This is a genomic window from Paenibacillus sp. GCM10027630, assembly GCF_042676305.1.
In the GTDB taxonomy this organism is placed as follows: domain Bacteria; phylum Bacillota; class Bacilli; order Paenibacillales; family NBRC-103111; genus Paenibacillus_S.
On the sequence record NZ_JBHTGY010000038.1, the window covers coordinates 33,496 to 46,725 of the forward strand.

A 13,230-nucleotide genomic window follows, 5' to 3' on the forward strand; every position below is an offset into this window, starting at 1 on the left:
TTCGAGCTCGCACAACGTCTCTTGAATATGCTCTATTTCATAATCACATATCAAAGTTAAATCTAAAGGAATAGCATGATTTTTGTCGAATTAAGTGGAACTATGATGACAAAAAGAAAAGCAATCTTTATTACTGGATCATTCTTTATCGCCTTATTTCTAATTCGTATCATCTGGGCTACTTTTCAAGCGCCGCTAGATCATCCTCTTGCGGTTCGTGGCGATTTGGATTTGCGCGGTTTCGACTTCGCCAATGATCGTACAGTTGCATTAGACGGCGATTGGGAGTTTTATCCCGGCAAGTTTGTAATGCAAAGTGAGTCAAACACAATCTCATCCGATGGGGGGAGAGCATTCATTCATGTTCCAGGAGATTGGAGATCGGCTTTATCGGTTAACAACTCGCCGTATGGCTATGGCTCCTATCGCTTGCGCATCAAAGTCAACCCGGATAATGAGTTAACCTATGGCATCCGTGTCTCAAGCGTACGCACTTCGTCCGAACTGTACGTGAACGGTCATCTACTGGCGAAGGCTGGGCAGCCGGCAGAGACCAAGCAGGAGTATTCTGCACAAAGCATGCCCTATACTGCTACTTTCAAAGCCAATACTGGAGAAATCGATGTTGTCGTTCAAGTTGCGAATTATGACAATAGTAAACTAGGCGGTGTGGTCGGATCGTTTAAGTTTGGCAGTGAGCATGCGGTGCATAATGAAACATGGTTTTCCATTAATATGCAGATCATTGTGTGTGTCGTTCTCATGATCCATGCCTTGTATGCACTTATTCTTTACGTGATCGGAACCAGGCATAAAGTAATGTTCTCCTTCTTTATGCTCGTTGTTTGCGCCGTTCTCATGACGATGCTTGACGATGATAAACTGTTACTTGTATGGCTGCCGACTATCAGTTATGAATGGTCCACTAAATTGATTTTGCTGTCTTTTATTGGAGTAGGCGCATTTCTGTTACAGTTTGCGAAGGGTCTCTTACCGGAATATGTGGAGAACAGAGTGTTCCGCTGGTTCCTCTTGTTCTGTGTAATTGCGGCAATATCGGTTGTGCTTTTGCCGGCCAGAGATGCACTAAGTGTATTGGCTGTATATTACTCCATAGATTTATTCGCCTGTTTGTTTGTTCTCATGCTCTCGTTTCGTACGACTATAAAGAGCGATAAGGACGCTATATATTTGGTGCTTGGTCTAGTCAGCGTGATGTCTAATGTAATTGGAGGTTACCTTAAGGGTCTACTGGGTGCAGGCTATTACCCGATCGACTTAATTATCGCGTTCCTCGCTTTTGCAACGTTCTGGTTCAAACGCTATTTCCGCATTTCCACTCAGACGGCAAAGCTCGTACAGAAGCTGCAAGAAACAGACAAGAAAAAAGACGATTTTTTAAACAACACATCTCATGAATTACGGAATCCACTGCACGGCATGCTTAACATTGCCCAAATCGTTTTGGATACCGGAATTAATGATCAGGACGTCAAAAGCAGAGAAAACATGAAGCTTCTTATTACAGTAGGCAAGCGAATGTCGTACATGCTCAACGATCTGCTTGACATGACGCGGCTTCAGGAGAATGGCTTACGATTACAGACGGGGAGTATCCGAGTTCAAGGAGTTGTATCTGGTGTAACCGATATGCTTCGTTTCATGACGGAGGGCAAGCCAATTCGCATCGTCAACGACATCCCGGCCAACTTCCCCAATGTCATTGCAGATGAAAACCGTCTTACACAAATTGTATTCAATCTGATTCACAACGCGGTGAAATATACAAATCAAGGACAAATCGTAATAAAGGCCGAGATCAAGGATGATAAGGCGAGCATTGTCGTCGCCGATACCGGCATCGGAATGGACCAAGAGACACAACAAAGGATATTTTCACCTTACGAACAAGGAGACTCCAGCATTACGGCGATTGGAGGCGGAATCGGGCTCGGGTTAAGCATATGCAAGCAATTGGTGGAGCTGCACGGAGGCACGTTGGAGGTCCACTCCATTCCAGGGCAAGGTTCGGTATTTAGCTTTACCTTGCTGCTATCCGATCCTAACATCCCGCAAAACGAGACGGAATTCATCACTTCGGCATCGGCCGATACAGAAATAGCGGTTTCCGTTTCCTCCGCACCTCATGGTGTCATTTCTCAACCGAAATCGGATGCCGGTTCGGATCGGCCAAACATTCTGGTCATAGATGATGATGTTGTCAATTTAAATATATTGAGCAATCTCCTTGTTTTGGAAAATTATAATGTCGTAACGGCTGTAAGTGGTCGTGATGCACTTGCCATTCTTGATACGAGGGAATGGGATTTGATCGTCACTGATATCATGATGCCGCACATGTCTGGATACGAATTGTCCCGTATTATTCGAGAGCGCTTCTCGATTTCGGAGCTGCCCATTCTGCACCTGACTGCTCGTAGCCGACAGGAAGATATAGACGCCGGATTCCAGTCAGGCGCGAACGATTATGTGACGAAACCGGTAGATGCGATGGAATTAAAGTCCCGGGTACGGGCATTGACTGTATTAAAGCAATCGGTACGTGAAAAGCTGCGCATGGAAGCGGCATGGCTTCAGGCACAAATTCAACCCCATTTTCTGCACAATACCCTTAATTCAATAGCCGCGCTTAGCGAAATCGATAACGAGAAAATGAGTGCGCTGCTTGTAGCATTCGGCCATTACTTGCGGGCAAGCTTCGACTTTCGGAATTTGGAGCGACTTGTTCCGCTTGAGCATGAACTTGGTCTTGTTCGCTCATATCTGTATATCGAAAAGGAACGTTTTGAGGACAGATTACGCATTCGATGGGAGGTGGACGCAAAGTTTCGTTTTCAAGTCCCTCCGCTCTCCGTCCAGCCTCTTGTCGAAAACGCAATACGTCATGGCATATTAAGTCTAGATGAAGGCGGGGAAATTCATATTCGGATTACCGAGAACGAGCATGGGGCGGAAATTTCGGTCACTGATAACGGAGTGGGGATGGATGAGGAAACGGTAAAGCGTGTACTCGAAAGACGCATGGGAGAGAGGACAGGAGTGGGCTTGTTCAATACGGATCGGAGATTAAAGCAACTATACGGCAAAGGTTTGCAAATCCGGAGTGTTCCAAATCAAGGTACTATCGTCAGCTTTGTAGTTTCAAAAAATGAGAGGGGAGCTTAAATTATTATAATTAACGCAAAGATACCTTCTTTATCCATTATAGACTGAACGGCGCTGATACCAAGATTCAATTTAACTGGCCGACAAACTGCTGTCGGTCGGATAGACGCCGTTTCAGTGTTACTTTCGATCATCGTTTAGCGGAAACGGAAGCTCTCCGTTCGTTCACTAAAGTATAATGTTGCCTCCCATCCGTCTGTATACGATTCCAGTTCAATCGTCAGAAGCTTCTCCCAATCTTCATTTTGGGGTAAATTCTCGATCCGTATTTTCAATTTATCGCTCAGTTCCTCAACTAATGTGTCGGAATAATCGCCACTCGACAAATTCACCGGAATCCATCGGTTGCCTATTAAAATACGAAGAAACATGATCTTCCCCCCTTTTTTTTACCGCGAACGGAGCTCTGTTACCTGACGAAGCGGAGCTGCTTGCTTCTGATCTGTCAGGAGGCTGTTCGTATACAAGGTATCGTCGCTCAACGTTTGGTTCCAACTCGCCAGGTGATAATCGTAAAGGGGTATTTTGACATCGGATACAAAGGCACTGCGGTAATACATTCTTTGTATTCTTACGGGTCCGACCGTTTTCAAATATGTGAATAATGAAATTCGATAACATTATAAACAATCTGTCTAACCAATTGCTAACCACATCAGATTAATACTTTCCAAAAAATCAGCTCTCATGAAGGAACTGCCGTTTAGAGGGGATACGATTTTTCCATCGTGCGTACCATTCCAATACTGCAGGACTTGGATCGACCCCAGCTTCCTGCTCCAATATTCGAATCATGAATTGATACTGCTTATCGACAGAATCTGTGTCATTCAGTGAAGCATATATATTCATAAGCGCGAGATAACTATCTTCATTCAGAGGATCTCGCTCTTGTATTTGATGGTAAACTCTAAGTGCCTCTATATTCATGTCATGAGAAGAATAAAATTGCCCCAAATGCTGGGCATGTTGCAACCATAGTGCCTTGAGTCTTTGGCGTTCTCTCTCTGCCCACACATAATTATCCTCTTCGTAGAAATTTCCACGATACATATCGAGCAGTCGCTGATGTTCTGTGACATGTTCGATTGAAACAGGGTTTAATTGGCGAAACCCTTGCTCCCATTCTTCAGCATCGATTCGCAGTTCTTTCGACTCAAGAATATACCCATACTGTGAATATCGGATCGAGATATAACCATCTCCAAATGTGTTTTTCCATGTGCTGCGAATTCGATTAATACTTGTTTGCAGGTTGGCTAGCCCCTTGGGATCATCCAGTTCCGGCCAGAGTAACTCCAGCAAAGTATTCTTATTAATTACTTTCCCCCGATGAAATAGCAAGTAGGCAAACAGCTCTTTTGCTTTTGTCGACCTCCACTTCAGGAATTCCAATTCTCCATCCGTCTTCCGGATCTGCATGGCTCCTAAGCAATGATATAATAAACCTTCTTCATTTGGAGACTTCATAATCGAAATACGTTCCCGTAGACGTTCTATTGTTTGGCCCAATCGTTCGCGTCTTAACGGCTTCACTAAGTAATCAGTTGCCCCTAGTTCGAATGCCTCAACCGCGTGTTCGTCATAGGCTGTCACATAAACGATCTTCGTGTTCGGAGAGGTCGTGTGTATTCGCTCTGTCGCCCTCAAGCCATTCAATCCAGGCATGTGAATATCCAAAAAGACGGCATCAGGCTGGAACTCACCAATATGCTTGAGCGCTAACTCAGCCCTTGAGAATGAACCGATCACTTTGCAATCCCGATACTCCCCAAGCATGTTTTCTAATCTGACTAACGCCAGCCGCTCGTCGTCTACCAGCATGACTTTCATTCGATTGCAGCCTCCATTCATATTGTATCTTTATTTCATTTCTATATCGGCAAGACAGCTTTCTTATTATATAGGAAAAATTGTTGTAAATAACAAATTGATGCAGATTAGGTGACGGTGTACTTCAGTCCAACTATATTAATTTTGGTTAGAGTTTGGTTAGAAGGCTTGTCTATAATGTAGTTCAGAGAAAACCTCTTTACGGTCTCTTCACTATTGTTGTCTTGTTGCATTCACAGATACAAGGGCATTGCTCTAATGACAAGGATAGCGATAGAAAATATACACATGGTGGGAGAGGTGATGCAACTGAAAAAATTGCAGCTAACAATAAACAAAAGGATACAGTGTAGAACAGAAAGAAGTTCGCAAATATGTAATTTTCTATATGCTTTCGATGGGAGGAATTAACAAAAGATGAAATTAAAAAATCAAAGAATGTTATCTTTACTAATGGCAATCGTTATGGTGTTGACGATGATCCCCTTTCATCCGTTAGAAGTAAGAGCAGCGACAACACCAACACTTAATCTTGGTAATCCAGTTAGGGTAACCGGAGCAACCTATCAGCTTCCCAATGCTGCATTTGGAAGCACAGGCGCCGTTCATGCAGCAGGCGGATACTTTACTGTGGCTGTAAATAGTGGCACAACTGCGGTTGGAACTCATTCAAGCGGAATTACCGAGTTGACTTATGGCATAACCATTAGTGGCATTACTACTGATAAATCTACACCTACAAATAGAGTGTTCAATTTTTCAAGTGGTACCACTTATGAAGAAATTCAAGCTGCTATTCGCAATATGACACTTACACAAGTTTCAGGGCAAACCCAAAATGTCACAATAAATGTAACGCCAGGGGCACCATTGTCCAATGGAAAGTCCTCTGTGCGTACCTACAAGGGACGCCATTTTGTATATGTGGCAAGACAGAGCAGCATGACTTTTAAAGATGCTGTGACTACTGCAACAAACATTAACGGACATCTTGTAGAGCCAGCAGCAAATAATCCTGGAGAAATGCTTGCGGTTGCGAGTATGTTTAAAGAATTTAAAAGTCCCTTTGCAAGAGAACCAGGCTGGAACTTTATAAGCTTTATTGGCGCATCTAAAACTTACTCACCTAATTGGGACACTTCTGTTGGTAGCTTCACAAGGTATGTATCAACGGGTTACCAAACAGGTCTTGAGCAGACTAGTAATTATATGGATAATGGAGCCTACGACCATCTTACACTCCTGCTAGACGATAATAATACTGGAGTAAAATACTTAGGCGTAAATAATACACACGGTGGTAGCAGCGCATATAAAGACCCAGGAGTTATTGTCGAATATGATTCCGGTATCATTAGTAACATCATCACTGCCACACAAGATATCGCACTTCCAGTGATGGGAGGCAGCGTATCCATCAATGGAGTTGCCAAGGTGGGTCAGGCGTTGACGGCGAACGTAACGGGAGTCACGTATACGCCGAACACGACAGGCAATATGCCTACTTATCAGTGGTACCGAAACGGAGTCCCCATCACGAATGCGACGGGTTCAAGCTACGCATTAACCGCAGACGACATGGGCGCGGCCATCACGGTGAAGGTTACCGCAGACGGCGTACACGCGACAGGCAACGTAACGAGCGTAGCGACGGCACCGGTTACGGCCGGAGAGCCGGCTGTAGATAAAACACAGCTGCAAGCAACGGTCGATAAGATCAATCGAGAGAACTTGCAGACAACCGACTATACTCCGGCAAGCTGGCAGGCACTGCAGGATGCGCTGAAGCAGGCCCAAAAGGTACTAAGCGATCCTAACGCTACGCAAGCAGTGGTTGATACGGCGTTAGCGGCTCTGAACGATGCACGCGATCGTCTGGCTTCGACGAATGTCGGACTCGTCTCGCTCAGTGTGGGCGATGAGAACGGGAGTCCGATCGCGTTGACTCCGTCATTCGACGGCCGGCAGTTGAATTACAAGGCGGTCGTATCGAACGAAGTGTCTACGGTCGGTATCGACCCGCAAGCTCTCCAGCCGGGCAGCAAGGTCTCCGTTACCTTGAACGGCAACCCGGTCAGCGCCTCGGATTGGAAGAACCTGCCGCTTAGGGAAGGCCTGAATACGATTCAGGTGGAAGTGACCGGACAGGACGGCAAACGGGCGACCTATACGCTGGAAATCGTTCGGACCACGAATAAGCTGGTATCGCTCACTCCTTCCATCGGCAGCTTGAGCCCTGCCTTCGATTCGAACACGGGAGCTTATACGATGGCCGTATCCAACAGCGTATATCAGCTGCAATGGACGCCTGTAGCGCTCGATCCAGGCGCGAAGATCGAGATTAGCGTCAATGGAGGAGCTTATAGCGAAGTGGTCAACGGTGCAACAAGCACGGCGCTTCCGCTCAATATCGGTGTTAACACTGTAACGGTGAAGGTGACGGACCGGGACGGCCATATCAAGGAATATACGATCACCGTAATCAGAGTATCCTCTGGAAGCAGTCGTCAACCGGGCAGTGGCGGTGGAGGCGGTAGTGCTTCGAATTCCGGCGATATCATCACAACTGTGAACGATAACAAGTCCTCCTTTGCGACACAAACGACGGAACAATCCGGAGATCGGACGGTCACGACCGTAAAGATCGATGGTGACAAGCTCACCGACACCTTGTCTCAAGGGGGAGCACAAAATCTGGCGATTCGCGTTCCGGGCGACGGAGATGTTCAGGTACAAGGCTTGACGGCAGCGATGGTCAAGCAGCTGAAGGATACCGGCTCGAGCCTGGAAATCGGGAACCTGCTGGCGATCTATCCGGTGCCTAGCAGCCAACTGGACCTCGGTGCAATCACGAAGCAGTTTAGCGATACAGCGCTTGGCGATATTACCATGAATATCCGCATTAAGCGTTCGGAACAAGCATTAATCGATAATGTGCGCACCCGTGCAACGGCTAATGGCTATGAGCTGCTGGTGAATCCGGTCGATCTGGATTTGACCTTCTCCCATGCAGGACAGACTATCCGTGCGGAGCAATTGAACGGATATGCGGCAAGATACATTGCGCTTCCCGAAGGCATCGACCCGAACCGGATTACGACCGGGGTGATCGTGAATCCTGACGGAACCGTGCACCATGTACCGACCGTCGTTACGAAAATCAGCGACCGGTATTTTGCGAAGATTCAAGATTTGCGCAGCCATGGCAGCTACTCCGTCATTTGGAATCCGCAGGACTTCAATGATGCTAAGAGCCACTGGGCGCATAAGACGGTCAACAATGTTGCCGCTAGACTCATTCTTGCCGGAACCGGGAACAACGTATTCTCGCCGGATCGTAATATCACCCGTTCTGAATTTGCGATTATGTCCGCAATGGGCATGGGGTTAATGGGTCAGGAAGCCGCACAGAACGCATTCCATGACGTTGCTTCCACCGCTTGGTATCGCACTGGCGTCTCCGTAGCCAGCGAATTCGGTATTGTGGAGGGCTATGAAGACGGCACGTTCCGCGGAGAACGGCAGATTACCCGGGAGCAGGGGATCGCGATGGTCGCCCGGGCTTACAACCTGATTCAGCCGCAAAGTGCGGCGATGAGCCAGACCGAGATCGCAGCGGCGCTTTTGGTGTACGGCGATGCGGCGGATCTCTCCGATTGGGCGCGCGAGATAGTTGCCCGGATGATTCATGCCGGCATCGTAGAAGGAAGCGCCGGCCAATTGCTGAAGCCGCAAGATAACATAACGCGGGCAGAAGCAGCAGCACTGATCGAAAGAATGCTCAAAACGACCGGTTTGATCGATAAGTAAAAGTTATCTGAACAACCATTGCCGACTTTCATGTCGTCGATGGTTGTTTTTTTAGAACCGTTAAGCTGAGCCATAACCATAAAATTATGGTCAATTGATCGAGCAGCAAGGGCATAAAGGTGTATCTGTCTGCGGCAGCAGTACAGTACCGGGCAGGACAACCATTTTGGGGACGTTAGATTTTAGTTTACCTAGTCAAAGTTGGATGGTAAGCTAATATCGATTTGATGTAGGGGCGGTGGGATCATGAGTAGTAAGACTTCATTATTTGAAATTTTAAAAGTATCCTTTCAATTGGGCTTGACCTCCTTCGGGGGACCGATTGCCCACCTGGGCTATTTTCATGAGGAATATGTAAAGCGGCGCAAATGGATGGACGAACGAAGCTATGCTGATCTGGTAGCATTATGCCAGTTTCTGCCCGGTCCAGCCAGCAGTCAAGTAGGGATGGGAATAGGCTACATGCGCGGAGGTGTGCTTGGAGCTATTCTGGCGTGGTTAGGGTTTACTCTGCCTTCGGCATTGGGCTTGACTTTATTCGCTTATTTATGCCAAGGCTTGGACGTAGGCGGCATGGGATGGATTCACGGGCTCAAGCTGGCCGCAGTAGCTATCGTTGCCCAAGCGGTATGGGGGATGGGGAAGAACCTGATACCTGATCGGAGCCGGGCAACGATAGCGATTTTGACCTGTATAACGATGCTGTTATTCAACTCGGCGCTTATTCAAGTTGCCGTTATTGTGGCAGCTGGCTTGTTAGGCTCATGGTTATATAAGAATGCTGCTGCTGTAACCATTAGCAATGCGCAGATCGAACCAGCAGCTGCTTCTTCCAATCACAAAAAGCTGGCCATCTGCTGTTTAATCACATTTTTTGGCTTGTTGGTATTGCTGCCGCTGCTTCGTTCTGTTTATCCATCACAGTGGCTTGCTATCATCGACAGCTTCTACCGGTCCGGCTCCCTAGTGTTTGGCGGCGGGCATGTGATGCTGCCGTTGCTTGAGAAGGAAGTCGTACCATCCGGTTGGATGGGACAAGAGCAATTCCTTGCAGGCTATGGAGCGACCCAAGCGATTCCGGGTCCATTATCGACGTTTGCATCTTATTTGGGCTTTGTTATTCATGGTTGGGAAGGCGCTGCTGTAGCTACAATTGCGATATTCCTCCCTGCTTTCCTGCTTGTCATGGGTGCACTTCCGTTCTGGGAAATGCTTCGGAAGCAGCCGAAGGTCAGAGGGGCTTTATTAGCAATTAATGCTTCGGTAGTCGGTATTTTGCTGGCAGCCTTGTATGATCCGGTATGGGTGAGCGCGGTAAAGACACCTGGCGATTTTGGCTTGGCGTTGGCACTGTTCGGTGCGCTTATATACTGGAAGCTGGCACCGTGGATTGTGGTCATCGCTGCTGCGGGCGGAGGCATGCTGCTTACTTTATTTTAAAAATAGTTGAGCAGGGAAGCAGCTTTTCACCGCTATTGTCGATATTGTACATTATTTCCCGAGAAATATTAGGGTTACTTTTTCCAATTTTCCTCAGCATTTTGCAGCATCCGGTATGTCGTCGAATTGTGCTCAGACGTTATTTAGCTGCATTAAGTTCCATTTATACACAGTTCTATGCCACGAAACCGACAAAAATTGTCGAAAGAGGTAAAAATGTAAACAAACTGTAACCTTTAAGACAAATAAACCGTTTATAATCGTAACCATCGATTTAGAAAGAAGCGAGGGAATACGATGAAAAAAATGATTTTAAAAATAGCGTTAGCCAGTGCTGTTGCCATTGCTGCAACCGTTGGCATTTATGTTTATTCCATATATGAAACAACTACTGTCGCAATAGAAAAGATCGGAACGCCGGAGGTAGTACCTGTGGAGCAGTCGGCCAAAGTGAAGCCGCTTACTTTCTTGTTGATGGGCATTGATTATCGACCGGAATCCGGCAGCTTGAACTCGGATGTCATTATGGTGGTTACATTGAACCCTGAGCAGCACTCGGCTACCCTTGTTTCACTGCCGCGCGACCTGCAAATCGCCCCCAAAGGACTGCCGTCACGAAAAGCCAACTATTATTATCCCTATTTCAATAACATTGAGAAAAACAGTGCCTTTATGGAGACGAAAAAGGTTTTTAGCGACTTCATGGGCGTTCCGGTCGATTATATGGTAACGGTTGATTTCGACGGTTTTCGTCAGATTGTTGATCTGATGGGTGGATTGACGATCCAGGTGGATATGGATATGCGCTATGTAGACGACGAAGACGGAACCGATATTAATCTGAAAAAAGGGCTGGCTAAGCTGAACGGCAAGCAGACGCTGGATTTTGTACGCTACCGTAAATCTAACAGGAATACGGAGGAATCGAGCGACTTGGCTCGGAACCAAAGGCAGCAGCAGGTGTTGGATCAGCTAATGAATTCATTAAAAAGCACGGGTGGAGTAACCAAGCTGGGACAAATCATTGAAACTGTGGGAAGCCATATGAAGACGGATGTGCCTGCTTCGCAAATTAGGGATTTGATGACAACTTATTTTGATATTTCCCCATCGAACGTAAAGTATGTACATTTGGACGGAGAATGGGAGAGCCCTTATATCATTGTCAAGGATGAGGACTTGGAGGAGGCACGGGCTGCCTTAATACAACAGCTCGGAGGAAAAGGAACGGCTATAGCCGGTATTGGTTTGGGTACTGGCAGTGGGGCTGGGAAAGAATCGACTTCTGGTACTAGCAGCAGTAAAGGGAGTAGTGGGGGCTCAAGCGGCTCAAATAGCTCAGGCGGGAGCACAGGAGAAAAAAGCAATCCAAGTACAGGCACGGGAAATGGAAGTGCTACAGGAACAAACTCCGGCGCGGGAGCAGGCAAGCAGAAAGAGCAGAAGGGTGGCGCGAATAAAGAGACGAATGGTACAGCGGAATCAGGTAGTAGCACTGTAGGGGAAGCGACGTATGGGGTTAAAAGTGAAAATGGCAGCATGCCACCGAAATCACCCCCGATCCTGCCGCCCAATGCAGGGTCAAGTTCAGAATGAGAATACATACATTTAAATAATAATAAAGGGGTTGTATAGCAATGACCCGAAGAATTGGCTGCTATCATGCTCATTATTCGAATATTGAATATATCCAGCAGGCATTGGAGTGCTACGATGTGGAGTTGAGCCATTTTGTGGATCCTGGATTAGACAGATTGAAGGGGGATGCCGATTTTTCGGCTGAGCGAGGACAGCGTAAAATCGCTGATATGCTAGGCTGGATAGCGTCCTGCCATGTGGATGCGATCCTGGTTACATGCACCTATTTTACAGCTAACTTGACAGAGGAGCTGGAGCAGGCGCTGCCAGTGCCTGTCATCAAAATCGATGACCCAATGCTTGCTCTGATTTGTGCCAATGATGAACCACAGCTGCTCGTGTTTACCAATCCCGCAACTGTGAATGGGACTATGAACCGAATGCACCAGTATGCGCGAAGTGCCGGGAGATCGCCACAGCTTCAAGCCCATTTGCTGGAGAATACATTCGAATTGATCATGCAAGGAAAGAAGCGGGCATATATCGAGATGGTTAAGACTGGACTCGAAAGATTGTCCGCCCAGTATCCGGATCAACAATTATGGGCTGTCCAATTGTCTATGGTACCGGCGGCTGATCTTGCTTCTTCAGCTTCGAGAGATAGCAAGAAGATCGGCAACCCGTTGAAGGCGCTTGTTGAGGAGCTTGTGAGTAGACTGGAGTTGAAGCGCGTAGTTTTGTAGAAAGGCGTGGTTTCGACGATAGCTCTTAGCTGAAGCTCGCCGTTTTATTTTTATTTTTACGCACAATCCGTACGATTACGAAGATCGCTAGTAAAACAAATGGTAGCCACATCCATTTTAAACCTTGAGTGTGAATCAGACGACCTACTTCATCTACATAATCGCCGAAGAAGCGGCCAACTGTGAAAAAGATCACTGTCCAGACAAAGCCTGTCGAATAGGAAAGGAGTGCATAACGCGGGAATGTCATCTTGTTAAGACCAACGACATAAGGAACAACATGTCTAACTACCGGAAGAAAATAGCTGATTACTAAGGCAAAGCTTCCATACTTCTCTATAAGCTTCTCCGATGCTGTTAAATACTTCTCCATCTTCTTCTTTCGTTTCAGCCTCTCAATTACCGGTTTACCAATAAATCTACCCAATACATAACCGAGGCTTAACCCGGAGATAACTCCCAAATAAGTCACGATAAAGGCAGGAATAATTTGCAATATCCCGTTTGCGGTTACCGCTCCACCGGTCATCACAATAACTTCATCGGGTATCGGCATACCAACGATGCCAAGCCACAAGGCGAAAAACAATGCGGCGTAACCATACTGCCCAATCATAGACAGCAGCATATCGTAATTCAT

General features: G+C 46.8%; 9 protein-coding genes. 5 read left to right on the plus strand and 4 right to left on the minus strand.

Translation table 11 applies throughout. The features are described from left to right. The first annotated feature begins 105 nt into the window (after nt 1-105). Entirely contained in the window at nt 106-3,186 is a 3,081-nt protein-coding gene (locus ACFQ0C_RS20165; protein WP_379368911.1) for a hybrid sensor histidine kinase/response regulator, read from the plus strand. A 137-nt stretch (nt 3,187-3,323) separates the two neighbouring features. On the opposite strand, the gene ACFQ0C_RS20170 is transcribed toward ACFQ0C_RS20165, so the two are convergent. The 3 genes from ACFQ0C_RS20170 to ACFQ0C_RS20180 form a co-directional block, all read right to left on the minus strand. Next, entirely contained in the window at nt 3,324-3,557 is a 234-nt protein-coding gene (locus ACFQ0C_RS20170) for a hypothetical protein (RefSeq protein ID WP_379368913.1), read from the minus strand. Between the two features lie 18 nt (nt 3,558-3,575). Next, nucleotides 3,576-3,746 (minus strand): hypothetical protein, encoded by a 171-nt coding sequence (locus ACFQ0C_RS20175; protein ID WP_379368915.1) that lies wholly within the window; start codon nt 3,744-3,746, stop codon nt 3,576-3,578. A gap of 118 nt (nt 3,747-3,864) precedes the next feature. After that, nucleotides 3,865-5,019 (minus strand): response regulator, encoded by a 1,155-nt coding sequence (locus tag ACFQ0C_RS20180; RefSeq protein WP_379368917.1) that lies wholly within the window; start codon nt 5,017-5,019, stop codon nt 3,865-3,867. Nucleotides 5,020-5,436: 417 nt separating this feature from the next. Between ACFQ0C_RS20180 and ACFQ0C_RS20185 the strand changes: the two genes are divergently transcribed. The 4 genes from ACFQ0C_RS20185 (at nt 5,437) to ACFQ0C_RS20200 (ending at nt 12,590) form a co-directional block, all read left to right on the plus strand. Then, entirely contained in the window at nt 5,437-8,829 is a 3,393-nt protein-coding gene (locus ACFQ0C_RS20185; RefSeq protein WP_379368919.1) for an S-layer homology domain-containing protein, read from the plus strand. Between the two features lie 246 nt (nt 8,830-9,075). Further along, nucleotides 9,076-10,269: a chromate transporter gene (locus ACFQ0C_RS20190; protein ID WP_379368921.1), complete on the plus strand. Its 1,194-nt coding sequence runs from the start codon at nt 9,076-9,078 to the stop codon at nt 10,267-10,269. A gap of 297 nt (nt 10,270-10,566) precedes the next feature. Further along, nucleotides 10,567-11,865, plus strand: a complete 1,299-nt coding sequence (locus tag ACFQ0C_RS20195) for an LCP family protein (RefSeq protein WP_379368923.1) — start codon at nt 10,567-10,569, stop codon at nt 11,863-11,865. Nucleotides 11,866-11,906: 41 nt separating this feature from the next. Next, nucleotides 11,907-12,590, plus strand: coding sequence for a hypothetical protein (locus ACFQ0C_RS20200; protein ID WP_379368925.1), 684 nt, complete (start codon nt 11,907-11,909; stop codon nt 12,588-12,590). Between the two features lie 25 nt (nt 12,591-12,615). Here the strand turns inward: ACFQ0C_RS20200 and ACFQ0C_RS20205 are convergent, their stop codons facing one another. Then, on the minus strand, nt 12,616-13,230 hold the full coding sequence (locus ACFQ0C_RS20205; RefSeq protein WP_379368927.1) for a DedA family protein: 615 nt from the start codon (nt 13,228-13,230) through the stop codon (nt 12,616-12,618).